The organism is Streptomyces sp. NBC_00306 (assembly GCF_036169555.1).
Lineage (GTDB): Bacteria > Actinomycetota > Actinomycetes > Streptomycetales > Streptomycetaceae > Streptomyces > Streptomyces achmelvichensis.
Genome location: NZ_CP108032.1, coordinates 1,091,625 through 1,116,518, shown reverse-complemented (window position 1 = coordinate 1,116,518; position 24,894 = coordinate 1,091,625). Strand labels below are relative to the sequence as shown.

The window sequence follows — 24,894 nt, the reverse complement described above, 5'->3', positions numbered from 1 at the left end:
CCTTCTCTCACGTCGTGTAACGGGGGTGGCGCCATGACCCGGGCGCCCGCGGGGCGGATCGCATCACTCCTCGGTGGGCCCTGCGGGCCGGTTCTCCTGTGCCTTGCGGGCCCGGTGGAAGGCGCCGAACTGCGCACCGGCGTCACGGCCGGGGTCGCGACCGGCCTCACGGCCGGGCGGCGTGTGCTCCTTGCCCGGTCCGGCCGGATCGCGGCCACGGTCGGCGGCGGCCATGGTGCGCCCCGGCGGCCGTACGGGCAGGCCGTTCGGCGTCGCCACGCGCGGTCCGCCCTGGACCGGGAAGGGAGTGCCCGCGGCGGCCACGGTGCCGGGCGCGGCAGCGCCCGATCCGGAGGTCGTGGGTGCGTCGGGCGTCCGCTCCACCGTGTCGGGGGTGGCGCGGTGGATCGTCGTCTCCGGTGCCGCGCTGCGCTGCTGTGCCAGCAGCTGCGGCGGGAACAGCACCACGACGCCGGTGCCGCCACGGGAGGAGGGCCGGAAATTGACGCTCATCCGGTACTTGGCGGCCAGCCGGCCCACCACCGCGAGCCCGAGGCGGGTGCCCTGAAGGGCCGCGAGGTCGGTGACCCGGCCGGACACGGCCTCCTCGGCCCGGCGCATGGCGGCGTCGGCCATCTTCAGCCCGCTGTCCTCGATCGTGACGACCAGGCCGGCGGTGCGCTCCTCGACATAGACGTGGACCTCGTCGATGGGCGGCGAGAAGTTCGCCGCGTTGTCCATCAGTTCGGCCAGCAGATGCATGACGCCCTCGGCGGCGAAGCCGGCGATCGCGGCGGTGCTGGAGGAGTGCAGCCGCACCCGCTGATAGGCCGCGATCCGGCCCACCGCGCCGCGCAGGATGCTCTCCATGCCGATCGGCTTGTTCCACGAACGACTCGACCGGCCGCCCATCAGGAGCGCGAGGCGGTCGGTCAGCAGACCGAGCTGCGAGGTGTTGTGGTCGAGCTTGAGCAGATCGCCGAACACCTCTTCGCCGTGACGATCCTGCATCTCCCGCAGGTCGGCGAGCATGCTCACGGCCTTCGCCTGCACCCGGCTCAGCGCCTTGGCACTGGCGCCCTGGGCGGCCGCCGCGCGCCGCTCACTGACGGCGAACTCCCGGACCACCGCGTCCAGGATCACCCGCAGCCGAGCGTCGGCGGGCTGCTCGAGCTCGCCGAGGACGGTGTCGGCCGAGGCGCCCCGGCGCAGATGCTCGAAGGCGGCCGGCAGCGTCACCGCTGTCAGCCGGTCCAGATCGTCCGCCGCCTGGGCCAACTGGCGCACCGCCGAGGCACTGTTGGCGGCCGAGGTCTCCGCCCGGCGCTCACCGGCCCCGAGCTCGGTGGCGAACACCTGGAGCATGCGCCGCAGTTGCGGATCTGTCGGCGGCGGTGTGCCGGCGAGGGTGTCCTCGGAGTTCTCCCCGTCGCGCAAGCGCTTCACGACCGACGGGAGCGTGACGTTCACCAGATGGGCGGACTCGGCGGCCGCCTGCGCCGACTGGGCCTGCATCGCCCGCAGTTCACCTGAGGCGGCCATCGCCGTGGCGCGCAGCCGGCGGGAGCTGAGTGCGGTGACGACGACGGTGGCCGCCACCCACACCCAGGCGACGCCGACGGTGGCCGCGACCCAGTTCCCGGCCGCCTCGGGTGCCGCAGCGATCACCGCGCCGGCGGCCGCGCCGGCCACCACCACGGCGGCCAGCGGTACGACGAGGGGCAAGGGCCGTGGGGTTCGTATCCTGTGCGGTTTCCGAGCGACTGGCACTGACATTCCGCGATCCCTCGCTGCTTGAGTCCGGGGAAGAACAGACGAGGCCGACTGGCGCGCATCGGCCGACCACATGCCGTACAGGCACCGTAAGTTGACGGTGATCTTCCGTAAGCATGTGGCGCTCATGCTAGTCACGCACCGATGCCCGGGAGCGCCGAGAAGCCGGACTGCCCACGGAACGGAGGACTTAGTCCCGAAGTCACTGTCAGGTCCCGGCGGACGTGGTAGACAGCGTTTTCCTCCCGGCAGCCCGTGTGCCGCCGGAATCGGTGCCGATGGACCTCGTGGCCGCTGTTGCCTGTGTGCCGAATGAGGTGCCCGGGACCACGACACCGCCCGTCCGAGCGGCGCTTTCCGGCCAACCCGGCGCGGGGTGTACCGGCAGAACGGCCCCCAGGGCGTCCCGCCGCCCGACGGCGTGGGGCGAACATCACAGCGCGGTGCTCCGATCGGCCGCGAGCGGGCCGACTACCGTGTGCGGGTGCCGAAGAACAGAAACACGTTCTCATCGCCCGCCGCCTGGTGGCGTGGCGTTCTCGCCCGTGCCCTCCACCGGGGCTGGCGCTGGGCACAGGACGCCGGTGCCGTCACCGCCGACCACCCCGGCCGCCTGCGCTTCCGCAGCATCGGCCACGGCACGCGCCTCGCCTTCCCGCAGGGCACCGTGTTCGGAGAGGCGTGGATCGAACTCGGGGACCACTGCATCATCGGCGAGCAGGTCACCCTGACCGCGGGGATGATGCCGGACCTCGATCTCGGCACGGAGCCGATCCTGACCCTGGGCGACGGTGTGGTGCTCGGCCGCGGCAGCCATGTCATCGCCGACACGAGGGTGTCCATCGGCTCCGACACCTACTGCGGTCCGTACGTCTACATCACCTCGACCAACCACAGTTACGACGACCCGCACGAGCCGGTCGGGAAACAGTGGCCCCGTACCGAGCCGGTGACGATCGGACCCGGTTGCTGGCTGGGTACCGGCGCGGTGGTGCTTCCCGGCGCACGCCTCGGCCGCAATGTCGTGGTCGCCGCCGGGGCCGTCGTCCGCGGAGAGGTCCCCGACCACTCCGTGGTCGCCGGGGCGCCGGCCCGCGTGGTCAGAAGCTGGGACCCGGTCCTCGGCTGGCAGCCGCCCCTGCGGACACCCGCACCCGTGCCGATCCCGGACGGGGTCACGCCCGAGCAGCTGCTGGCGCTGGCGGAGCTGGAGGAGAGCTGAGCCCGGCGAGGCCGAAGCGGTGCGAGGGGCGAGCGCAGCGGGCGTCCGGCAGGCCGGATGCGAGCCGGGTTCAGCCGGAGGCCAGCAGGACCGTGCCGACCAGCGCGAGCCCGGCCCCCGCCGCCTGGATCATCCGCAGCCGTTCCCTGAGCAGGAGGAGCGCGGCCAGCACCGTGACCACCGGATAGAGGTTCGCGAGCACGGCCGCCACGGTCACCGGTCCCGTCTGTGCGGCGATGGAGTACGTGCCGTTGGCCGCGACGTCGGCGAGACCGACGAAGGCGAGGGCGGGCAGCGAGGACAGGACGACCTTCATCCCGCCGTCCTCCGGAAGGGCCCGTCCGCCGCGCTTGACCGACACGTACAGCGCCGCGCCGCCCACGGTCACATTGGTGACGCGCTGCACGAACAGGGCCAGGAACAGGCCCGTGAGGGTGGTCGACGCCTCGGCGATGAGGGCCATGACCGCACCGAACCCGAAGGCCGCCGTCAGGGTCAGCAGGATCGCCTGCCGCTGCACGGCCGCGCCCCTCAACTCAGGACCGCCGGCCAGCACGATGCCGACCACCGCCACGCCGATACCGGCGAACTGGAGCAGCCCGGGCCGCTCGCCCAGCACGAGGCCGACGCCCACCGGCACGGCCACACCCAGCGAGCCCAGAGGCGAGACCACACCCATGGGGCCGAGGGCGAGCGCCTTGTAGAAGGAGAGCATCGCGACCGGCCCGACGACGCCGGCGCCCACCGCGTACCAGAGCTGGTGACCCGCCTCGTGCCACGCGCCCGTGGCGACGACGATCACGCCGAGGACCACGACCGCGATCGCCTGGGAGACCACCACGACGGTGAGGGCGGGAGTCCGCCGGGTCAGCAGTCCGCCGCCGAAGTCCGCGAGACCCCACAGCACGCTGGTGGCCAGGGCGAACAGTGCGGTCATGGGGGGCCTCGCAGTACAGTGCAGTGAACGTTTGGGTGCACCACACGGTAGTGCAAGATATTGAACTATGTCATCCAGAATAATGGACGGAACGTGTCGGATCTCGACCAGCTCACGCAGTCGCTCGCCCGCAACCTCAAACGCTGGCGCGGCGAGCGGGGCCTCACGCTCGACGCTCTCGCCGCCCGCGCGGGAGTCAGCCGCGGCATGATCATCCAGATCGAGCAGGCACGCACCAACCCGAGCGTCGGGACCACGGTGAAGCTCGCCGACGCGCTCGGCGTCAGCATCACCACGCTCCTCGACTACGAGCAGGGGCCGCAGGTCCGCGTCGTCCCGCCGGACCAGGCCGTACGGATGTGGTCGACCTCCACCGGAAGCTTCACCACCCTGCTGGTCGGTACCGAGAAGCGCGGACCCCTGGAGCTGTGGGCCTGGGAGCTGATGCCCGGTGACCGCAGCGAGTCCGACGCGCACCCGGACGGGACGATCGAACTCCTCCACGTCACCGCGGGCGACCTCACCCTGCTGGTCGACGGCGCCCCGCACGCGGTGCCCGCCGGCTCCTCCGCCACGTTCGAGGCGAACGTCCCCCACGGGTACCGGAACGACGGCGCCGAGAAGGTCGTGATGACCATGGCCGTCTCCATCCCGCCCGTCCGCTGAGACGCCCGGCCGGCCCGCCACGGACCGCTGCTATTTTTCCGCCCATGCGCGCCCCCATCGGAAACTTCCCCGACGCCCGCCCCGCACCCGACTGCCTCGACATCCTGACCGCCCCGGTCGCCGACGCCGTACGCGGCTGGCAGGGCGATGTCCCGGCGGACCAGCTGATCTATGTGGACACGGACCCGGAGATCGCGGACACGGCGGTGTTCGTGGAGCACTACGGACGCGAGCTGCTGGAACAGTCGGCGAACTGTGTGGTCGTCGCGGGCAAACGGGGCGGCGAGTCGACACTGGCGGCGTGCGTCGTGCTGTCGAGCACGAGGGTCGATGTGAACGGGGTCGTCCGCAAGCAACTGGGCGCGCGCAAGGCGTCGTTCGCGTCGATGGACACCGCGACGGGTGAGACGGGCATGGAGTACGGCGGCATCACCCCGATCGGACTCCCGGCGAGCTGGCCCCTGCTGGTGGACGCGGCGGTCGTCGACATCCCGTGGGTGCTGATCGGCAGCGGGCGCAGGCGCGGGAAGCTGATCGTGCCGGGGAAGGCGTTCGCGGGGTTGGCGGGGGCGGTTGTTCTTGCCGGGTTGGGGACCTGAGCTTCCGGCTCCCGCAACCCGGTATCGGCAACGCCCCGGCCCGCCCCGCTCACCCCAGCCGCGGGATCTCGATCGCCGGGCAGCGGTCCATCACCATGTCCAGGCCCGCCGCGCGCGTGCGCTCGTTCGCCTCGGGGTCGATCACGCCCAGCTGGAACCAGACCGCCTTCGCGCCGGCCGCGACGGCCTCGTCCGCCACCGCGCCCGCCAGGTCCGAGTTGACGAAGACGTCGACCACGTCGACCTCGAAGGGGATGTCGGCGAGTGAGGCGTAGCCCAGTTCGCCGTGGACCGTCTCGGCCTTGGGGTGGACCGGCACGATGCGCTTGCCGAAGCGCTGGAGGACGTCGGCGACGCCGTACGCCGCCCGGGACGTGTTGTTGGACAGGCCCACCACCGCCCACGTGTCGCCCGTCGAGGTGAGAATCCTGCGGATCGTCTCTGTGTCTGCGTCCATGAGACCGACAACCCGGGAGCCTCGCGGAGCATTCCCCTCCGGGCGCCGCATAGGGTGGCCGGATGCAGGAGCAGTACCGGACGGTCGCCCGTGAGGGTGTGCACGAGACAGAGATCAACCGATCGCGCTTCATCTGCGCGCTCGCACCCGCGGCGACCGAGGAGGAGGCACAGGCCTTCGTCGCCCGGGTCCGCAGGGAGCACCCGGCCGCCTCGCACAACTGCTTCGCGTATGTCATCGGGGCCGACGCCGCCGTCCAGAAGGCGAGTGACGACGGCGAACCCGGCGGTACGGCCGGTGTCCCCATGCTCCAGATGCTGATGCGGCGTGATGTCCGCTATGTCGTCGCTGTCGTCACGCGGTACTACGGCGGTGTGAAGCTCGGCGCCGGCGGGCTGATCCGGGCGTACGGGGGAGCGGTCGGCGAAGCGCTCGACACGCTCGGGACTCTCGCCCGCCGGCGCTTCCGGCTCGCCACCGTCACCGTCGACCACCAGCGCGCGGGAAAGCTCGAGAACGATCTGCGGGCCACCGGACGTGATGTGCGCGAGGTGCGGTACGCGGAGGCCGTTGCCTTCGAGATCGGTCTGCCCGACGCCGACGTCGAGGCGTTCCGCGGCTGGCTCGCGGACGCCACTGCGGGAACTGCGGTGCTGGAGTTGGGCGGTGAGGCGTATGGGGACGCCTGATTCCGCACGTGATGTCCGACCGCACCGTTACTCTCGGGGATCATGAGATTCCTGCATACGTCGGACTGGCACCTGGGGCGCTCGCTCCACCGGGTGAGCATGCTCGACGCCCAGGCCGCGTTCCTCGACCACCTGGTGGCGACGGTTCGCGAACGCGACGTGGACGCGGTGCTGGTGGCGGGAGACGTGTACGACCGGGCAGTGCCGCCGCTCACCGCCGTCGAGCTGTTCGACGACGCGCTGCACCGGCTGGCGGCCGTCGGCGTGCCGACCGTCATGATCTCCGGGAACCATGACTCCGCCCGCCGTCTCGGGGTGGGGGCCGGGCTCATCGAGCGGGCCGGGATACATCTGCGTACCGACCCGGCGGGCTGCGACACCCCCGTGGTCCTCGCCGACGACCATGGCGAGGTCGCCTGCTACGGCCTGCCGTATCTGGAACCGGCCCTGGTGAAGGACGAGTTCAAGACCGACAAGACGCACCACGAGGCCGTCGTCGGTGCGGCGATGGACCGGGTCAGGGCCGACCTCGCGACCCGTCCGGCCGGTACGCGCTCGCTGGTGCTGGCGCACGCGTTCGTCGCCGGCGGCCAGGAGAGCGACAGCGAACGGGACATCACCGTCGGCGGGGTCGCGGCGGTGCCGGCCGGGGTGTTCGACGGTGTCGACTATGCCGCGCTCGGGCATCTGCACGGCGCCCAGACCATCACCGAGCGCGTGCGCTACTCCGGTTCGCCGCTCGCCTATTCCTTCTCCGAAGCGTCCCACCGCAAGACCATGTGGCTCGTCGACCTCGGCGCTGCCGGTGAGATCGACGCCGAGCGCGTCGACTGCCCCGTCCCGCGGCCCCTCGCGCGGTTGCGCGGACGGCTGGACGACCTGCTCGACGACCCGGCGCTCGCCGGCCACGAGCAGTCCTTCGTCGAGGCCACGCTCACCGACCCGGTGCGCCCCGCCGACCCGATGGCACGCCTCGCCGAGCGTTTCCCGTACGCGTTGAGCCTCGTCTTCGAACCCGAGCGCGCCGAGGAGGACACCGTCGCCTCGTACGCCGAGCGGCTGAAGGGACGCAGCGACCAGGAGATCGCGGAGGACTTCGTGGCTCATGTCCGGGGCAGCGGGCCCGACGAGCGCGAGCGCACGGTGCTGCGCGGAGCGTTCGACGACGTCCGTGTGGAGATCAGCGTGCGCGAGGTGGCCGGGTGAGGCTGCACCGGCTGACCGTCACCGCCTTCGGCCCCTTCGGCGCCGACCAGGAGGTCGACTTCGACACCCTGTCCGCCGCCGGGATCTTCCTGCTCCACGGGCCGACCGGCGCGGGCAAGACCTCCGTGCTCGATGCCGTCTGCTTCGCGCTGTACGGCGCGGTGCCCGGGGCTCGGCAGAGTCCGGGAGCCTCGCTGCGCAGCGACCACGCCGTGGCCGGCACCTTCACCGAGGTCCTGCTCGAACTGACCGTCGGCGGGCGGCGGTTGGAGATCCGCCGACGCCCCGCCCAGCTCAGGCCGAAGAAGAACGGGAAGGGGTTCACCACCGAGCGCGCACAGAGCTGGCTGCGCGAGTACGACGCGCAGAGCGGCGAGTGGCGGGCGCTGAGCCGGTCCCACCAGGAGATCGGCGAGGAGCTCACCCAGCTCGTCGGCATGAGCCGCGACCAGTTCTGCCAGGTGGTGCTGCTGCCGCAGGGCGACTTCGCCCGCTTCCTGCGCGCGGACGCCGAGGCCCGCGGCAAGCTGCTGGGCCGGCTCTTCGACACCCGCCGCTTCGCCGCCGTCGAGGAACGGCTCGCCGAACAGCGCCGCGCCGCGGAACAACAGGTGAAGGCCGGGGACGAGCGACTCCTCGCCATCGCCCACAAGATGGAGCAGGAGGCAGGCGCCGCGGCGGGCGACTGGCCGCTGCCGCAGCAGCAGCCGGGAGACCCGGGCCTCGCCGGTGCCGTGCTCGCCTGGGCGGCGGTCGCTCGCGCGGGGGCCAGGGAGCGCCAGGACATCGCCGACTGCGCGCTGTCCGCCGCGGAGAGCCGGCAGGCCGCCGCGCGCCACACGCTGGACGCCGAGCGTGAAATGCACCGGCTTCAGCAGCGGTACGACGACGCGCAGCGCCGCAAGGAGGCCCTGGAAGCACGCCGACCGGAGCGCGAGGCGCTGCACACCCGTATGCAACGGGGTCGGAAGGCCGAACGCGTGGCACCGGCACTGCGGTTGCGGGAGGACGCCGAGCGCGAGCACGACAGCGCGAGCGAGGCATGCGACCTCGCCCTGGCGGGGCTTCCTCCTGAGCTGCACGAGGCCGGCGCGGAGCAACTGTCCGAGCTGGAAAGGAAACTGCGCCAGGATCTCGGCGGCCTCGACGCCGCCCGCAGGGCCGAGCGGCGCAGCGAGGAGATCGTACGAGAGCGGGCGGACCTCGACCGCCAGGCCCGGGCGGACGACGGCATCCTCCAGGACGCGGCGGCGTGGCTGGCCGGCTGGGAGTCGCTGCGCCGCGGTCACCAGGAGCAGATCACGGCCGCCCAGGAGGCCGCCACGGCCGCCGAACACCTGGCGGGCCGGCTCGACCCCGCCCGCCGCAGACTGAAGGCCGCTCTGGAACGGGACCGGCTCGCCGCCCGTGCCGAAGGCGCCGCGGAACACCTGCGAACGGCACACGAGCGCGCCAACAGCGCGCGGGAGCGCTGGCTCGACCTCAAGGAACGCCGGCTGCGGGGCATCGCGGCGGAACTGGCCGCGGGACTGCTGCCCGGCGAGCCCTGCGCCGTCTGCGGATCGCCGGACCATCCCGATCCGGCCCGCGCGGGCGAGGGGCACGTGGACCGCTCGGCGGAGGAGTCCGCGTACGAGGGCTGCACCCGGGCGGACGAGGCGAAGGCGGACGCGAAGCGCGAACTGGCGGTGGTGCGCGAGTCGCTGGCCGCGGCGCGGGAAGCGGCCCGGGAGGGAACGAGCGGGGCTGAGGACACGGCGTCCGCCTGTGCGGCGACTGACGGCGGTTCGGCCGCTGTCGATCCCGACGTTTCCGAACTGCGCACCCTCGTCGAAGAGTTGGACCACGAGTATCAGCAGGCCCGCCGCCTGGCCTCCGGGATGCACGCTGCCCGGGAGGCGCTCGACCACGCCGAGCGGGAACACCAGGAGCGTCTTGCGGCGCAGCAGGAGGCCGGCGTCCGAGCTGCGGCACGGACCTCGGGCCGCGAGGCGCTCGACCGCGAACAGGCAGCGCTGGCAGGGGAGTTGGCGCGCGCCCGAGGTGGCGAGGCCAGTGTTGCCGCGCACGCGGAACTGCTGGAGCGGCGGGTCCGCCTGCTCACCGCGGCCGCCGAGGCCGTCCGTGCCGTCGACCTCACGGCCCAGCGGCTGAAGGACGCCGACGACCGGCTGGCCGACGCCGCGTTCCGTGCGGGGTTCGACACGCCCCGGGCCGCCGCCGACGCGATGCTGAGCGACGCGGAGCATCGCGACCTCCAGCACCGTATCGACGACGGGGAGAGAGAGGCCGCCGCGGTCGCCGACCGGCTCGCCGAGCCGGAGACCCACGATGCCGGCGGACGACCGCCCGCCGACCCCGAGTCAGCCCGTGCCGCGCACGACACGGCCGAACGCGCCCTGCGCGATGCCACATCCGTGCTCGCGGCCGCCCGAGGCCGGACCGCCGAACTGGGACGGCTCTCCCGCCAGGCCGTCACCGAGGTGCTCCGCCTGGGCCCGCTGCGCGAGGAGTACGACCGGGTGGCGCGGCTCGCGGGACTCACGGCGGGCACCTCCGCGGACAACGAGCGCAAGATGCGCCTGGAGTCGTACGTCCTCGCCGCCCGGCTCGAACAGGTCGCGGCTGCCGCCACCGCGCGGCTCCAGCGCATGTCCGCCGGCCGCTACACCCTGGTGCACTCCGACGCCCGCGCCGGGGGCAGGCGTTCGGGACTCGGACTCCATGTGGTCGACGCCTGGACGGGCAGTGAACGCGACACGGCGACGCTGTCCGGCGGCGAGACGTTCTTCGCCTCGCTCGCCCTCGCTCTCGGCCTCGCCGACGTGGTCACCGGCGAGGCGGGCGGTGTACAGCTGGACACCCTCTTCATCGACGAGGGCTTCGGCAGTCTGGACGAGCAGACCCTCGACGAGGTCATCGACGTGCTCGATTCGCTGCGCGAGCGGGACCGCAGCGTCGGCATCGTCAGCCATGTCCCGGATCTGCGCCGACGCATCCCCACCCAGCTCGAAGTGGTCAAGGAGAGGAACGGATCCGTGGTACGGCTGCGGACGGCCCCGCTCAGCGGCTGATCGCCCGGCGCGGCAGCGGGGACGAGTAGACGATGCTCGTGGTGACCGAGCCCAGCGCGCCGATCTTCCCGGAGACGGATTCGAGATGGCTCATGGACCGGGCGGCGACCTTCAGCACGAAGCAGTCGTCGCCGGTCACATGGTGCGCTTCGAGGATCTCGGGTGTCGTCTCCAGCAGGTCGTGGAAGGGCTTGTAGTTGCCGTTCGGGTACCGCAGCCGCACGAAGGCGAGAATCGGCAGCCCGAGCCGCTCCTGGTCGACCACCGCGGTGTAGCCGGCGATGACGCCTGCCTCCTCCAGCCGCCGCACCCGCTCGGTCACGGCGCTCGCGGACATCGAGACGGTGCGCGCGAGCTCGGCGAAGCTGGCCCTGCCCTCGCTCTGCAGGGCCTGCAGAATGCGCCAGTCCGTGGCGTCCGGTGAATACGCGGTCATCCCCGAGAGATAACAGGGGAATCCCCGGCCGATCAAGAGCAGCCCCGGGATATCTCCCTTCAGGCGCGGGCCGGCCGCTCGTAGATTCTTGGTCATGACAACGACCCAGCTCATTGAGCACTCCGCGCCTGCCGGCCCCGCCTTGGCGAATCCCGTTCTCCGGGTCCCGCCGGCGCCGCCTGCCGCTGCCGCCGCGTACTTCGGTGCCTCTCTCGCCTTCCACGCCGATGTCTCCGACGTCGCCTCGGCGCTCGCTGCCGGCGGCGACCCGGGATTCGTCGTCCTCGACTCACGGTCCACACCGTCATGGGACCAGGGGCACGTCCCAGGAGCGGTCCATCTGCCGACCGCGCTGATCGCCGAGCAGGCCGGACACCTGCTCGACCCGGCGGTGCCGGTGGTCACCTACTGCTGGGGCCCCGGCTGCAACGGCGGAGCCCGCGCCGCGCTCGCCCTGGCCGAACTCGGCTACCAGGTCAAGGAGATGCTCGGCGGCTTCGAGTACTGGGTGCGCGAGGGATTCGCGTACGAGACGTGGGAGGGCGGCGCGCAACGCGAGGCCGACCCGCTGACCGCACCTGTCGGAGCGGACGCCTGCGGTTGCTGAACCGGGGGCCGGGGACGCAGGTTGCGGGGGCTCGGGCCATGGTCGCGCCGGTCGCCAGGGGTGTGACACGGGCGGTGCGATCGAGCAGGATGACCTGCCATGCCGAAGATCCCGAACCCCGATGCCGCGTCCCTGCGGCGTGATCCGCTGCCGCTGCGCGGCCGTACCGCCCTCGTCACCGGTGCCAGCAGGCGCGGCGGAATCGGCTACGCGGTCGCTCGCCGTCTCGCCGCGTACGGAGCGAGTGTCTACCTCCACCACCATGTCCCGCACGACGCGGCCCAGCCGTGGGGTGCGGACCCCGACGGGCCCCGTGCGGTGGCCGAGGGGGTGCGCGAGGCACTCGGCGATCCGGCCGCGGCCGTCTTCCACGGCCCCGGTGATCTGTCGGCCCCGGCCGCACCGGCCGAACTCGTCGCCACCGCCGCCGAAGCGTTCGGCCGGCTCGACATCCTCGTCGCCAATCATGCCCTCAGCGGGAGCGACGGTCCTCTCGACGCGATCGACGCGGGCATGCTCGACGCGCACTGGGCCGTTGACGCGCGCTCGGTGATCCTGCTGGTCCAGGCTTACTCCCGCCTGCGGGCCGCGCTGTCGGAGCGCACCCCCGGCGGCCGGGTGGTGATGATGACGTCGGGCCAGGACATCGCCGGCGGGATGCCGCAGGAGATCGCGTACGCCCTGGCCAAGGGCGCACTCACATCGGCGACCCGGTCGCTCGCCACGTCCCTCGGGGATCTCCTGGTGACGGTGAACACCGTCAACCCGGGGCCGGTGGACACGGACTACCTGGACGGCGAGGTGTACGAGGAGATCGCGGGAATGTTCCCGGCGGGCCGCTGGGGCATGCCGGACGACCCGGCGCGGCTGATCGCGTGGCTGGCGACGGACGAGGCGGAGTGGATCACCGGCGAGGTGATCAACTCGGAGGGCGGGTTCCGCCGTTGATGGTGGGGCCGCGTCCCGACGCGGGAAGCGAGCCACCAGGGAGGCGTCCGGCTGCGAACTCCTGCACGGGAGCGGCTGGGTAGGGCGGTTGACGCACCCCGCGACACGAGCGGCCGGGCCGGCCGCGCCCGCCGTCCCGCCTTCATAGCCGCTCAGCGGGTGGGGCCCCTCCACGGGCCGAGTGGCCTGGTCTTTTGGAGGCTCCGCCGAGCGGCTGGTGTCATCGGACCGCCCGCCCGCTTTCACGGGCAGCTCAGCGGGTGAGGCCCCCTCCACCGGCCGAGTGGCCTGGTGTCTAGCAGGGCCCGCCGAGCGGCCTGCTGTCACCGGACCGCACGCCCGCCGTCCCGCCTTCACAGCCGCTCGGCGGGTGAGGCCCTCTCCGCGGGTGGCCGGTCCCTCGGGAGCCTGGCCGTTCGGCACGCTGTCATCCGGTTCGAGCTGGCGGATCTCCTCCACCGGCCGAGTGGTCTGGTCTCTTCGGACGGCACCGCCGAGCGGCTGCTGTCACCGGACCGCACGCCTGTGGGCCCCAAGCCGCTCAGCGGGCGAGACCCCTTCCGCGGACCGAGTGGCCCAGCCCTCACAGCGGAGCCCGGCCGAGCGGCCGGCTCTCACCGGCCCCGATCACCCGGCGGGCCCGCCCCGGCCGAGGCGGGCCGCTCGCAGAGTTGCGCCCGCCCCCGCCGAACCCGGCAGGCCCGCCCGCCCCGCAGGCCCGCCGCGGCGCACCGCGCCGCCCGGCGGGGCCCGCCCTCCCTCAGGCCGCCGGTCTCACAACTTCGACAGCTCGTCCATCAGATCGTCCAGCCCCAGCGACCCCTGCGACAGTGCCGCCATGTGCCAGGCCTTCGCGTCGAACGACGCGCCGTGGTTCCGTCGCGCGTTCTCGCGGCCCAGCAGCCAGGCGCGTTCACCGAGCTTGTAGCCGATCGCCTGCGCGGGCATCGAGAGGTACCGCGTCAGCTCGCTCTCCACGAAGTCCGCCGGCCGGCCGCTGTGGTTGCCGAAGAACTCCTGCGCCAGTTCCGGCGTCCAGCGCTCGCCCGGATGGAACGGCGAGTCGGCGGGGATCTCCAGCTCCAGGTGCATACCGATGTCCACGATCACCCGGCACGCGCGCATCATCTGGGCGTCCAGATAACCGAGTCGGCGCTCCGGGTCGGGCAGGAAGCCCAGTTCGTCCATGAGCCGCTCCGCGTACAGCGCCCAGCCCTCCGCGTTCGCGCTGACCATGCCGACCGTGGCCTGGTAGCGGGAGAGCTGGTCGGCGACGTGCACCCACTGCGCGATCTGCAGATGATGGCCGGGGACACCCTCGTGGTACCAGGTGGACACCAGGTCGTAGACCGGGAAGCGCGTGGCGCCCATCGTCGGCAGCCAGGTCTGGCCGATCCGGGTGAAGTCCTCCGAGGGGCCGGTGTAGTACGGCGCCGCCGCTCCGCCCGGGGGCGCGATCCGGGACTCCACCTTGCGTACCCGCTCGGCGAGTTCGAAGTGGGTGCCGTCCAGTGCCTCGATCGCTTCGTCCATCAGGTTCTGCAGCCAGACCCGGACCTCTTCGACGCCCTCGATGTGCTCGCCGTGCACGTCGAGGTGGGCCAGCGCCTCCCAAGGGCCCGCGCCGGGCAGGATCTTGTCGGCTTCCTTCTTCATCTCGGCCAGCAGACGGTGGTATTCGGACCAGCCGTACGCGTACGCCTCGTCCAGGTCGAGGTCCGTGCCGTTGAAGTAGCGGGACCAGCGGGCGTAGCGCTCGCGGCCCACGGTGTCCGGGGCGTCCGCGACAGCCGGGGCGTAGACGTCGCGCATCCAGTCCCGCAGCTCACCGAGGGCGACGGTGGCCGTGCGGGCGGCGGTGTCGAGTTCGGCGCGCAGCCCGTCCGGGCCGTCCGCGACGATGTCCTCGAACCAGCTGCGGTCCGTGCCCAGCCATTCCGTCAGTTGCCCGATATGGGTCGTGGTGGCCCGAGGGCCGCCGAACAGCTTGCGTTCCAGGCCCAGTTCGAGCGATTCCCGGTAGCCGCCGAGGGCCTGCTGTACGGCCCGCAGCCGCTGGGCCACCGCTGCCCAGTCCTCGTCGGTCTGCGTCGGCGTCACCGTGAAAACCTCGCGCACCGCGTGCACCGGCGAGCGCATGTTGCTGACGGTCCGCAGCCCTTCCTCCGCATCGTGCACGGCCAGTTCGGCCGTCAGACGCTCCCGCAGCAGCCGTCCGCACCGCCGTTCCGCGTCCGCGGCGGCACCCGGCAGCTTCTCGGCCTCGTCGAGCCGGGCGAGGGTCTCCCTGGCGAGTTCGGCGAATCGCTCCTGACCTGCGGGTGAGTAGTCCGGGAGCAGTCCGGCGCTCTCCTTGACTCCCAGATAACTTCCGACGGTCGGATCGAGTTCGATGAGCGCGTCGACGTAGGCGTCGGCGACCTGGCGGGGCAGCGGATGGCTGAGGGTGACAGACATGCGCACATCCTCATACGAGTGAGGCCTCCACGTCACCATCGTCCCGGCTCAGCGGCATGTCATCGGCCGGATCGCTCACTGTCCGGTGGGAGGCAGCAGGGGCCCGCAGTCCCACTGCTGGAATATCAACCGGGTCTCCACACGGGCGACTTCCCGCTGAGAGGTGAACTCGTCGATGACCAGGCGCTGGAGGTCGGCCGTGTCGGTCACCGCCACATGCACCAGATAGTCGTCCGGCCCGGTGAGATGGAACAGGGACAGCGATTCCGGCAGCGCGCGGATGCGCTCCACGAACGGCCCGATCAGCTCGCGCCGGTGCGGACGCACCTGCACCGACAGCAGGGCCTGGAGACCGCGGCCCAGCCGGGCCGGGTCGAGGGCCAGGCGATGACCGAGGATCACGCCGGAGCGGCGCAGCCGCGTGACCCGGTCCAGGCAGGTGGACGGCGCGACTCCGACCTCCGCCGCCAGATCGCGGTACGTGGTCCGGGCGTCGTTCTGCAGAAGGCGGAGAATCTGCAGGTCGACCGGGTCCAGAGCGATAGATTCGGCCATTCATCGAACGTAGCACGGCCATCCGACGCTACCTTCCGGTAGGTGTTCAGTCTGCGGTCATGGACAACGCAGCCTTCGCCGCCCCCGTACCCCGGGCGCTGGCCACCGAAGCAGTGCACGCCGGACGCGAGGACCTCGCGGAGCTGGGTGTGCACGCACCGCCGCTGGATCTGTCGACGACGTATCCCTCCTACGACGCCGCGGCCGAGGCCGAGCGGATCGACGCCTTCGCCCTAACCGGCGGCCGGCCGGAGGGCCCGCCCGTCTACGGCCGGCTCGACAACCCGACCACGGCCCGCTTCGAGACCGCCCTCGCCCGGCTCGAGGGAGCCGAGGCCGCGGTGGCCTTCGCGAGCGGGATGGCGGCGCTGACCGCCGTACTGCTGGTACGGGCGAGCATGGGCCTGCGCCATGTGGTCGCCGTCCGTCCCCTGTACGGATGCAGCGACCACCTGCTGGAGACGGGGCTGCTGGGCACCGAGGTGACCTGGACGGATCCGGCGGGGATCGCCGACGCCATACGCCCCGACACCGGTCTGGTCATGGTCGAGACGCCGGCCAACCCGACCCTCGCCGAGGTCGACATCGAAGCCGTTCGCCATGCCTGCGGGTCGGTGCCGCTGCTTGTCGACAACACCTTCGCCACTCCCGTGCTGCAGCGCCCGATCCAGCACGGCGCGCGGATCGTGCTGCACAGCGCCACCAAGTACCTGGGCGGTCACGGCGATGTGATGGGCGGGGTCGTGGCCTGCGACGAGGAGTTCGCCGGACGCCTGCGGCAGGTGCGCTTCGCGACCGGCGGTGTGCTGCATCCGATGGCGGGATATCTGCTGCTGCGGGGTCTGTCCACCCTGCCGGTACGGGTCAGGGCGGCCTCCGCCTCGGCCGCCGACCTGGCGTGCCGGCTGGCCGCCGATCCGCGTATCGCGCGTGTGCACTACCCGCGGATCGGCGGGGCCATGGTCTCGTTCGAGGTCTACGGCGACCCGCACCGGGTGATCGCCGGCGTACGGCTGATCACCCCCGCCGTGAGCCTCGGCAGCGTCGACAGCCTGATCCAGCACCCGGCGTCCATCAGTCACCGCATCGTCGCGGAGGGCGACCGGCGCTCGGCCGGTGTCAGTGACCGGCTGCTGCGGCTGTCCGTCGGGCTGGAGGACGTCGAGGACCTCTGGCGGGATCTCGCCGAAGCCCTCAGCGCTCAGCCTGTTCGAACCAGGACCGGTGCTGTTCGGCAGATCCGTCCAGTCGGGCTGTGATCACCAGCGTGCCCTCCTCGATCTGGTAGTCGAGGGGCAGGCCCAGGCCGCGCATCGCCGCCACCATGGCGGTGTTGGACGACTGGGTCACGGCGTACACGCTGTTGCAGCGGGCCTCCCGGGCGAGGGCGACGAGCCGGCCGAGCAGCTCCGAGCCGATGCCGCGGCGCTGCCAGTCGTCCTCCACCAGCAGAGCGATCTCGGTCTCGTCCCCGTCCCACAGCAGGTGGCCGAGGGCGACGAGCCGGCCGGAGGCCGTCTGCACGGCGAGGGTGCGCCCGAAGCGCGGGCTGAGCAGATGGTTCAGATAGCGGTCGGCGTCGCCGACCGGGCCGTGGTAGCGGTGGCCGAGCGTGCGCTGCGAGCACCGCTCGTGCATCGCCTTCGCCGCTTCGACGTCGCTCTGGTCGGCGCGGCGCACGGTGATCTCGTTGCCCTCGGGGAGGGTGAGGACGTCCTGGCTGCGGGGGATACGGGGGCCGAGCCGGGCGTCCAGCTCGACGAGGGCGCGCGCCCGGGCGAACTCGGTGGGGGTGAAGGGGAGATAGGGCCGCTCGACGGTGATCGCGCCTCCGTTCGGGTCGCGCAGCCGCATCACTGTGTCCTCCAGCACGCCTTCCACCGGAGGGAGATCGCCGGTGGGGCGGCCGGTGAGGGAGACGGCGGGCAGCGAGTGGATGGTGCACCGTCCGAGCAACTGCCTCAGTGCGAGGGGGAGTTCGGCGGCGTCCAGGGCGGTACGGGTGGCGAGGCCGAGTACCCGCGTCGGGGTGTCGACGAGGTCGTGGGCGTCCGCCCGCTCGATCCAGGTGCCGCTGCCGCCGGCCGCCGAGACGGCGTGGGTCAGCTGCCGGGCCTGGAGCGGGCCGGGGGCCCTGAGCAGGAACTCGTCCACGGTGCCCGCGGCGAGCGGGTGCGTCTGCAGGGTGAGGATGTCCACGCGCAGGGAGGCGAGGGCCGTGCACAGCGCCGCGAGACTGCCGGGCGCGTCCTGGACGGTGGTGCGCATGCGCCACAGCGTCGTCTCGTGCGGTGTGCCGTCGTCGGCGCGCTCGGCGCCGGCCGCACCCGTAGCGCCGGTGGTATCGCTCGTGCCGGCCGGAGGGGCATGGCCGTGTCGTCGTGCCCACCATGTGTGGAACGTGGCCGTGGCGACGAGGGCGACGGCGGAGGCGACGAGCAGGAACGGGCCGTCGGGGCTGTGGCCGACCAGATTGGCGATGCCGTCGGCGACGGCCACCGCCGTGAACAGCGCGGCCAGTTCGACGAGATCCCGGCGCCAGTGGTGGGGGCGGCGGGCACTCTTCGCAGAAGTCACATCAGTCATGCCCCCACTGTGAACGTTCTGTGTTGCGTGATCGCGAACGTATTGTGACTGATGGGTTAAGCGCGGATCTGAACCGTTATAGGCCATTATTGGCCGATTTTGGCGAGGAGTGATCGGTCGCCCGATGTGTCGCGATCACCGGCCGGGAGCCTCCACCCGGCGAGCTGCGACGATCTCCTCGCCCCGGTCTGCCCAGTCCCCGCGAGTACCCCCGGAGAGGATTCCACACGTCCTCGCGCGTGACGGTTCCGCGTCGCCTCGGCATGTGACGCCGGGCGCACAGCAGACCCGGCCGCCCGCACCTCTCGCGGAGGCGGACGGCCGGGCCCACGTCCGGGCGGATGCCCGGCCTTCTCCTGTCCCTCTTCTCCTGTCCTGCCTACTGTCCTACGCGGCCGGGCTGGAGCACCTTGCTGAACAGGACCGTCCCTCCTTCGGCCCGCAGCCGTACGGTCAACTCACCGCTGCCGCCGTCGATGTCGACCTCGCCGAAGTACTGCGAGGACTCCATCGGCGAGACGTTCGCCCGCTCGGGCGCGCGGACGAAGACCCGCTCGGGACCGAACGTGGCGTCCAGGGCGTTGGCGGGGAAACCGCCCGCCGCCAGCGGCCCCGAGACGAACTCCCAGAACGGGGCGAAGTCCTTGAAGGCGGCCCGCTCCGGCGCGTAGTGCTGGGCCGAGGTGTAGTGCACGTCCGCGGTGAGCCACAGCGTTCCGGTGATCCGGCGGTGCTTGATGTGCCGCAGCAACTCCGCTATCTGCAGCTCGCGTCCGAGGGGTGCGCCGGGGTCGCCCTGCGCCACCGCCTCGATGTTCGCCGCGCCGTCGGGCACCACCAGGCCGAGCGGCATGTCGGAGGCGATGACCTTCCACACCGCACGCGACCGCGACAACTCCCGCTTCAGCCAGGCGAGCTGCTCGGCGCCGAGGATGCCCTGCGTGTCATCGGCCTGCCGGCCTGGGGAGTTGGCGTTGCGGTACGAGCGCATGTCCAGGACGAACACGTCGAGCAGCGGCCCGTACCGCACCACCCGGTGCATGCGGCCCTCGCGCCCGCCCGACGGCAGGGTCGAGACCGGGAAGTACTCGCTGAACGCACGGGACGCACGGGCGGCCAGGACGTCCACGTTCTTCTCGGTGTAGCGGACGTCGTCGAGGATCTGGCCCGGGTACCAGTTGTTGCGCACCTCGTGGTCGTCCCACTGGACCACGGTCGGCACCTGCGCGTTGAAGCGGCGGACGTTCTCGTCGAGGAGGTTGTAGCGGAAGGTGCCGCGGTACTCCGCGAGCGTCTCGGCGACCTTCGCCTTCTCCTCGGTCATCAGGTTGCGCCACACACGGCCGTCCGGCAGCGTCACGCTCGGGACCAGCGGGCCGTCCGCGTAGACCGTGTCACCGCTGCACAGGAAGAAGTCCGGGTTGCGCCGGCGCATCTCCTCGTAGGCGCGGTAACCGCCGTCGTCCACATTGATGCCCCAGCCCTGGCCCGCGATGTCGCCCGACCACAGGAAGCGCACGTCCTGACGGCGCCGGGCGGGTGCGGTACGGAACGTTCCGTACACCGGCTCCCCGGTACGACGGGGGTCGTCCGGGTCCGCGAGCGTGACCCGGTAGTGGATCTGCTCGCCCGCCGGCAGCCCGCGCAGCGACGCCGTACCGGTGAAGTCCGTGCCGGGCCCGAGCAGCGGGCCGTGCCACCGGTGCGTACGCCGGAAGGAGTCCGTCGCCGATGTCTCGACGATCATGTGGGCGGGCCGGTCCGAACGTGCCCACACCAGTCCCGACGACGTGGTGACATCGCCGGTCTGCACGCCCCAGGCGGCACGAGGACGGCCGGAGCGGGCCAGCGCGGGTGGCGCGCCCACCGCCGGAAGCGCGAGGGCCGCCGATGCGGCGACCGTGCCCCGCAGGAGGGTACGGCGGTCGGGGGACGTGCTCCGCGGGCTGTGCGACATCGCTGGGCCTCCAGGACGGTTGGGGGAGGGGTGCGCCGGGTGTGCCGAGCCATGCCTAACGCCCGGCTGCGGCGCGAACGCGAACCGGAGGTGAACAACCGGCCTTACCCGTGCCGGTCTTCGCGCACCGGTCATCCGCGTACCGGCCTTCCGCGCGCGGCCCTCCCCCGCCCGGGCCCACCGCTGCCGCCGGCCCACCGGCTCCCCGACCGCGGACCTCCGCCCACGCTCGCAGGACCTACCACCGACGCCCCAACTCCCGTACGCCACCGGCACCGTGGCCCGTTGTCCGGTGGCCGGCTCGTCAGGGCGCCGCCGGACCGCCACCCTGCGTCTCCCGTGCCAACAACCCGATCCCGCGCGCGATGTCCGACGGCGTCAGATGCGCGTATCCGAGCACGAGCCGGACCGCCGAGTCCGCGTACCGCACCGTCCCGTGTTCCGCGAGCGGCCGCAGGGCGATGCCCGCCCGCCGCGCCGCCTCCAGGAACCGCGGCTCGGGACCGAACCTCCCGGGCAGACGGGCGATGGCATGGAGCCCGGCGGCGATACCGCTCACCTCCGTGCCCGGGAAGTGCTCGTCGAGCGCGTCGACGAGCGCGTCGCGCCGCTCCCGATAGGCCCGCTGACAGCGGCGCAACTGCCGGTCGTAGCCACCGCCGTCGATGAAGTCGGCGAGCAGCGCCTGGTCGAGTGAGGGGTTGCCCAGGTCCATGGTGCGCTTGCGTTCGACCACCTCCTCGGCGAGACGCTCGGGCACCAGCAGCCAGCCGAGGCGCAGCCCCGGGGCGAGCGATTTGCTCACCGAGCCGCTGTAGGCGACGCGTTCGGGGTCCAGGCCCTGGAGCGCGCCCACCGGCGCGCGGTCGTAGCGGAAGTCGCCGTCGTAGTCGTCCTCCACGACCAGTCCGTTCACCGACCGTGCCCAGTCGAGGAGTTCGGTGCGGCGCCGCGCGGAGTAGGCGATCCCGGAGGGAAACTGATGCGCCGGTGTCGTCACCACGGCCCGCACACCGGAGCGGTGCAGCGGCTCCATGGCCAGTCCGTCGTCGTCCAGCGGGAGCGGTGTCTCGCCGAGACCTGCCGCGGCCAACAGCGGGCCGTGCTGGGGGCTCCCCGGGTCCTCGACGCCGATCGTGCGCAGCCCGTGCCCGTGCAGCACGAAACCGAGCAGGGTCATGGCCTGGGCGACGCCCGAGCACACCACCAGCCGTTCGGGGTCGGCGACGACACCTCGGCGCCGGACGAGCAGCGACGCGAGAGCGGTACGCAGCTCGGGCAGGCCGCGCGGATCCGGGTAGCCCAGCGCCCGATGGGGCAGCCGCGCCAGTACGGACTTGTGCGCGGCGGCCCACGCGGCGCGCGGGAAGAGCGAGAGGTCGGGGGTGCCGGGACGGAAGTCCACCCGGGCGCCGGACGCCCGCGGCGCGAGGTCCCGCGCCGCCCCGGCACCGGCCCGGGCCGCGTCCCCCACCCAGGTGCCCGCGCCCCGGTCACTGCGCAGATAGCCCTCGGCGGTCAGCTGTTCGTACGCCTCGGTGACCAGACCGCGTGACACCCCGAGGTCTGCGGCGAGCTCCCGGCTGGAGGGCAGCCGGGTGCCGGCCGCCAGCCGGCCCGATCTGACCGACTCGCGCAGGGCCGACTGGAGGGCCCTGCCGCGGCGGCGGGCCGGTGCTCCGGCGGCCGGCAGCAGCAGTTCCCAGGCGGTCGTCCAGGACGGCCCGTCCGGCGGATTGGTCCCCGATGACGTCATGGAAGTGGACCTTAAAGGGGACCGCGGGCGTCCATAGCCTCGCACCCATGAACTGTATGAACACCCGCACGCTGCACGGCGTGGGGCTCGTCTCCTTCGCCTACTGCCTGGTCGGCGCCTCCTTCACCGCCAACAGCGTCCTCGGCGACTACCCGTACGCCGGCGGTCAGGCCGTGCGCTACGCCCTCGCCTGTCTGCTTCTGCTGCCCCTGCTCGGCGGACGGGCCGCACTCGCGCCGCTGAAGCTGCTCGGTCCCGCCCAGTGGGGCCGCATAGCCCTGCTCGCCGGCGTCGGCATGGTTGGGTTCAACCTGGCGATCCTGGCGGCGGAACGCACCTCCGAGCCCGCGGTCCCGGGCGTGTTCGTCGGCTGCGCGCCGGTCATCGTCGCCGTGCTCGTACCGCTCGCGGACGGCCGGCGGCCCACCCGGCCGGTCCTGTTCGGAGCACTGCTCGTGGCGGCGGGGGCCTTCACGGTCCAGGGGTGGGGCCGCGCCGACGCCGTGGGCATCGGCTGGTCGGTGGCCGCGCTGGCGGGCGAGGTCGGGTTCGCCGTACTGGCGGCGCCCGTGCTCCGGCCGCTCGGACCGAAGCTGCTCACGGCGACCGTGTGCGGTGTCGCGGCCGTCGAGTCCACGATCGTCGGACTCGTCGTGGACGGCGCCGGATTCGTGCGGACCCCGGACCAGGGCGAGGCACTGGCACTGCTGTGGCAGGCGGCCGTGGTGACCGTGATCGGCTTTGTGACCTGGTACATGGGGCTGCAGCGGATCGGCACCGAGCGGGCGACGCTCTTCACCGGACTCATCCCCGTCGCCGCCGCCCTCACCGCGCCGCTCGTGGGCACCGGCACGTTCGGTCCCGCCCAGGCGGCGGGCGGAGTGCTGGTGGGAGCGGGCGCGGCGCTCGGCTCGGGCGTCTTCGGGCGCGGGTCAGCGGCTGCCGTCCAGCAGGACGCGGGCGACGAGAGCGGGGTCGTCGTTCATCGGCACATGGCCGCATCCGGGCAGCCGGACGAGCCGGGCGCCGGGGATGGCCTGCTTGGCGCGGACTCCCTGACGGCGGAACAGCAGCCGGTCGCGGGTGCCCCAGGCGATGGTGACGGGCACATCGGGGATGTCGTCGGTGAACAGGACGTCCCGGCCGGCCAAGAGGGTCTCGTGGAAGCCGGTGGCCCCGCGCAGCGCGAGGGTCTCCGCGACGACGGCCTCGGGTGAACGCCTGCCCGGCTTGGCGTAGATGGTGCTGGTGAGCGCCGCGCGCCCGGCGGCGCTGCGCGCCAGCCACTCGATCATCGGCAGGGACAACGACTGGGCACCGAGCCGCATGGCCCGCAGCGTTCCGAAGGCGAAGAGCCGTTCCCCTTCCGTCCAGAAGCCGGCGGGGGAGAGAGCGGTGACGGAACGGACGAGCTTCTCGCGGCCCAACTCCAGGGCCAGCAGCCCGCCGAGGGAGTTGCCGGCGACATGGGGCCGCTCGATGTCCAGCGCCTCGCAGAGCGTGGCGAGCGCGCCTCCGACGGCCGCCAGGTCGTACCGCACCCCGTCGGGCAGCGCCGGTGAGACACCGAAGCCGGGCAGGTCGACCGCGATGACCTCGCGCTCGGCCGCGAGAATCCCGATCACCGGGTCCCAGGCCTGGCGGTGATGCCCTATGCCGTGGAGCAGCAGCAGCGGTTCGCCCGAGCCCGCTCTCTCGTAGGAGACGGACAGCTCCCGGCTGCCCCGGGGTGACTCGACGGAGAACGAGATCTTCGCGACCATGCCCTGCTGCTCCTTGGTCTCGCCACGGCACCGATGTGTCGGACGGCGTACGCCCGTGGGACGGGCGGCCCGGCCGCTTGTCCGTAAGAATTACCGCTCAGTAGCTTCCAGTTCAAGAGGAACCGCCGGGCGGACGTGGATGTGCGGCGCGGCGCGCCCCCGTCGCCTGGACACCGGATGCGCCGTCGGGTGGGATGGAAGCGTGGCGAGCGACCCTGCGACCGACGTCTTCGAAGAGCACCGGCCCGTGCTGACCGGTGTGGCCTACCGCATGCTCGGCCGGGCGGCCGACGCCGAGGACGTGGTGCAGGACGCGTGGCTGCGGTGGACCGCGCAGGAGCGCGACGATGTGGCGGAGCCGCGCGGCTACCTCGTACGGATCACCACCCGGCTGGCGATCGACCGGCTGCGGCAGATCAGGGCGAGGAGCGAGGCGTACATCGGTCCGTGGCTCCCCGAGCCGATCGCCACGGACTTCGGCAGCACGGTTCCCGACACGGCCGAGCAGGCGGTTCTCGCCGAATCCGTCTCCCTCGCCGTGCTCGTGGTCCTGGAGTCGCTCTCGCCGCTGGAGCGGGCGGTGTTCGTGCTCCGCGAGGCCTTCGGCTTTCCCTATGGCGAGATCGCGACCACGCTGGAGCGCTCCGAGGCGGCCGTGCGACAGCTCGCGGGCCGTGCCCGGCGGCATGTGGAGGAGCGCAAACCCCGGTACGACGTGGACCCCGGCGAACGGCGCGATCTCACCCAGCGCTTTCTCACCGCAGCAGCCGGCGGCGATCTCGACGCCCTGCTGGACCTCCTCGCCCCCGACGTCCGGATGATCAGCGACAGCGGAGGCAAGACCAAGGCCCCGGTGCGGATCCTGGAGAGCGCGGACAAGGTGGGACGGTTCCTGTTCGCGGTGGCGAAGCAGCCGATCCCGGAGGCGGACTTCGCATTCTCCGAGATCAACGGCGCACCGGGGCTCGTGGTGTTCAGCGCCGGAAAGCCGGACACCGTCTTCCAGTTGGAGATCCGGGGTGGCCGCATCCAGTGCATCCACCTGATGCGCAACCCCGACAAACTCGGCGCGCTCCCCACCCTCTGACCTGCGAGCGGCACCCGCTCCGGCCCTCTGTCCGAAAAGGGCAGGGGGCCTTTGCCGCGCGCGTTCCCCTGGGATACGAACGCCCTGTGAACGCGCTGCGAACCCGCTCGACCTCACAG

The 24,894-nt window shown here is 72.4% G+C and carries 20 protein-coding genes and 1 pseudogene; 11 read left to right on the top strand and 10 right to left on the bottom strand.

The genetic code is table 11. The features are described from left to right. Window positions 1-63 precede the first annotated feature (63 nt). Window positions 64-1,776 carry a sensor histidine kinase gene (locus OHA05_RS04925; RefSeq protein WP_328859913.1) on the bottom strand — a complete coding sequence of 571 codons (1,713 nt, stop codon included), beginning with the start codon at window positions 1,774-1,776 and terminating at the stop codon, window positions 64-66. Between the two features lie 481 nt (window positions 1,777-2,257). On the opposite strand from OHA05_RS04925, the gene OHA05_RS04920 reads away from it, so the two are divergent. Beyond that, the gene (locus OHA05_RS04920) at window positions 2,258-2,995 is read left to right on the top strand and encodes an acyltransferase (RefSeq protein ID WP_328859912.1); all 738 of its coding nucleotides are present in this window, start codon (window positions 2,258-2,260) and stop codon (window positions 2,993-2,995) included. A gap of 70 nt (window positions 2,996-3,065) precedes the next feature. Here OHA05_RS04920 and OHA05_RS04915 read toward each other — a convergent pair whose 3' ends face one another. Continuing rightward, entirely contained in the window at window positions 3,066-3,932 is an 867-nt protein-coding gene (locus OHA05_RS04915; RefSeq protein ID WP_313947627.1) for a DMT family transporter, read from the bottom strand. A 93-nt stretch (window positions 3,933-4,025) separates the two neighbouring features. Here OHA05_RS04915 and OHA05_RS04910 point away from each other — a divergent pair, with 93 nt between their 5' ends. After that, window positions 4,026-4,598 (top strand): helix-turn-helix domain-containing protein, encoded by a 573-nt coding sequence (locus OHA05_RS04910; protein ID WP_313947628.1) that lies wholly within the window; start codon window positions 4,026-4,028, stop codon window positions 4,596-4,598. A 44-nt stretch (window positions 4,599-4,642) separates the two neighbouring features. Further along, the gene (locus OHA05_RS04905; RefSeq protein ID WP_313947629.1) at window positions 4,643-5,197 is read left to right on the top strand and encodes a YbaK/EbsC family protein; all 555 of its coding nucleotides are present in this window, start codon (window positions 4,643-4,645) and stop codon (window positions 5,195-5,197) included. A 49-nt stretch (window positions 5,198-5,246) separates the two neighbouring features. Here OHA05_RS04905 and OHA05_RS04900 read toward each other — a convergent pair whose 3' ends face one another. Continuing rightward, window positions 5,247-5,654 (bottom strand): CoA-binding protein, encoded by a 408-nt coding sequence (locus OHA05_RS04900; RefSeq protein WP_328859911.1) that lies wholly within the window; start codon window positions 5,652-5,654, stop codon window positions 5,247-5,249. Window positions 5,655-5,716: 62 nt separating this feature from the next. On the opposite strand from OHA05_RS04900, the gene OHA05_RS04895 reads away from it, so the two are divergent. The 3 genes from OHA05_RS04895 to OHA05_RS04885 are packed head-to-tail and all read left to right on the top strand — an operon-like array spanning window position 5,717 to window position 10,623. Beyond that, on the top strand, window positions 5,717-6,343 hold the full coding sequence (locus OHA05_RS04895; RefSeq protein ID WP_328859910.1) for a YigZ family protein: 627 nt from the start codon (window positions 5,717-5,719) through the stop codon (window positions 6,341-6,343). 42 nt (window positions 6,344-6,385) lie between these two features. Beyond that, window positions 6,386-7,549 (top strand): exonuclease SbcCD subunit D, encoded by a 1,164-nt coding sequence (locus OHA05_RS04890; protein ID WP_328859909.1) that lies wholly within the window; start codon window positions 6,386-6,388, stop codon window positions 7,547-7,549. Then, window positions 7,546-10,623, top strand: a complete 3,078-nt coding sequence (locus OHA05_RS04885) for an SMC family ATPase (RefSeq protein ID WP_328859908.1) — start codon at window positions 7,546-7,548, stop codon at window positions 10,621-10,623. Before OHA05_RS04890 ends, OHA05_RS04885 begins: the two co-directional genes overlap by 4 nt. On the opposite strand, the gene OHA05_RS04880 is transcribed toward OHA05_RS04885, so the two are convergent. Next, entirely contained in the window at window positions 10,613-11,059 is a 447-nt protein-coding gene (locus OHA05_RS04880; protein ID WP_313947638.1) for an Lrp/AsnC family transcriptional regulator, read from the bottom strand. The two genes, OHA05_RS04885 and OHA05_RS04880, sit on opposite strands and share 11 nt — an antisense overlap. Window positions 11,060-11,153: 94 nt before the next feature. On the opposite strand from OHA05_RS04880, the gene OHA05_RS04875 reads away from it, so the two are divergent. Further along, window positions 11,154-11,666, top strand: a complete 513-nt coding sequence (locus OHA05_RS04875; RefSeq protein ID WP_328859907.1) for a rhodanese-like domain-containing protein — start codon at window positions 11,154-11,156, stop codon at window positions 11,664-11,666. A gap of 99 nt (window positions 11,667-11,765) precedes the next feature. Continuing rightward, window positions 11,766-12,614, top strand: a complete 849-nt coding sequence (locus OHA05_RS04870) for an SDR family oxidoreductase (RefSeq protein WP_328859906.1) — start codon at window positions 11,766-11,768, stop codon at window positions 12,612-12,614. A 774-nt stretch (window positions 12,615-13,388) separates the two neighbouring features. Here the strand turns inward: OHA05_RS04870 and OHA05_RS04865 are convergent. Both OHA05_RS04865 and OHA05_RS04860 read right to left on the bottom strand, forming a co-directional pair. After that, entirely contained in the window at window positions 13,389-15,071 is a 1,683-nt protein-coding gene (locus OHA05_RS04865; protein WP_328859905.1) for a DUF885 domain-containing protein, read from the bottom strand. Between the two features lie 75 nt (window positions 15,072-15,146). Next, the gene (locus OHA05_RS04860) at window positions 15,147-15,626 is read right to left on the bottom strand and encodes an Lrp/AsnC family transcriptional regulator (RefSeq protein ID WP_328859904.1); all 480 of its coding nucleotides are present in this window, start codon (window positions 15,624-15,626) and stop codon (window positions 15,147-15,149) included. Window positions 15,627-15,685: 59 nt separating this feature from the next. Between OHA05_RS04860 and OHA05_RS04855 the strand changes: the two genes are divergently transcribed. Then, the gene (locus OHA05_RS04855; RefSeq protein WP_313947643.1) at window positions 15,686-16,885 is read left to right on the top strand and encodes a trans-sulfuration enzyme family protein; all 1,200 of its coding nucleotides are present in this window, start codon (window positions 15,686-15,688) and stop codon (window positions 16,883-16,885) included. On the opposite strand, the gene OHA05_RS04850 is transcribed toward OHA05_RS04855, so the two are convergent. The 3 genes from OHA05_RS04850 to pdxR form a co-directional block, all read right to left on the bottom strand. Further along, window positions 16,821-18,212, bottom strand: coding sequence for a GNAT family N-acetyltransferase (locus OHA05_RS04850; protein WP_313947644.1), 1,392 nt, complete (start codon window positions 18,210-18,212; stop codon window positions 16,821-16,823). The genes OHA05_RS04855 and OHA05_RS04850 overlap by 65 nt on opposite strands. 379 nt (window positions 18,213-18,591) lie before the next feature. Further along, window positions 18,592-20,169, bottom strand: a complete 1,578-nt coding sequence (locus tag OHA05_RS04845) for an alkaline phosphatase D family protein (protein ID WP_328859903.1) — start codon at window positions 20,167-20,169, stop codon at window positions 18,592-18,594. Between the two features lie 304 nt (window positions 20,170-20,473). Further along, window positions 20,474-21,925: a MocR-like pyridoxine biosynthesis transcription factor PdxR gene (gene pdxR, locus OHA05_RS04840; RefSeq protein WP_328859902.1), complete on the bottom strand. Its 1,452-nt coding sequence runs from the start codon at window positions 21,923-21,925 to the stop codon at window positions 20,474-20,476. On the opposite strand from pdxR, the pseudogene OHA05_RS04835 reads away from it, so the two are divergent. Further along, window positions 21,916-22,821 (top strand): annotated as a pseudogene (locus tag OHA05_RS04835) (DMT family transporter); the annotation flags it as partial. The gene pdxR and the pseudogene OHA05_RS04835 sit on opposite strands and share 10 nt — an antisense overlap. Window positions 22,822-22,857: 36 nt before the next feature. Here the strand turns inward: OHA05_RS04835 and OHA05_RS04830 are convergent. Beyond that, on the bottom strand, window positions 22,858-23,688 hold the full coding sequence (locus OHA05_RS04830; protein WP_328859901.1) for an alpha/beta fold hydrolase: 831 nt from the start codon (window positions 23,686-23,688) through the stop codon (window positions 22,858-22,860). 202 nt (window positions 23,689-23,890) lie between these two features. On the opposite strand from OHA05_RS04830, the gene OHA05_RS04825 reads away from it, so the two are divergent. Further along, window positions 23,891-24,775 (top strand): RNA polymerase sigma-70 factor, encoded by an 885-nt coding sequence (locus tag OHA05_RS04825; protein WP_313947648.1) that lies wholly within the window; start codon window positions 23,891-23,893, stop codon window positions 24,773-24,775. The last annotated feature ends 119 nt before the right edge of the window (window positions 24,776-24,894 follow it).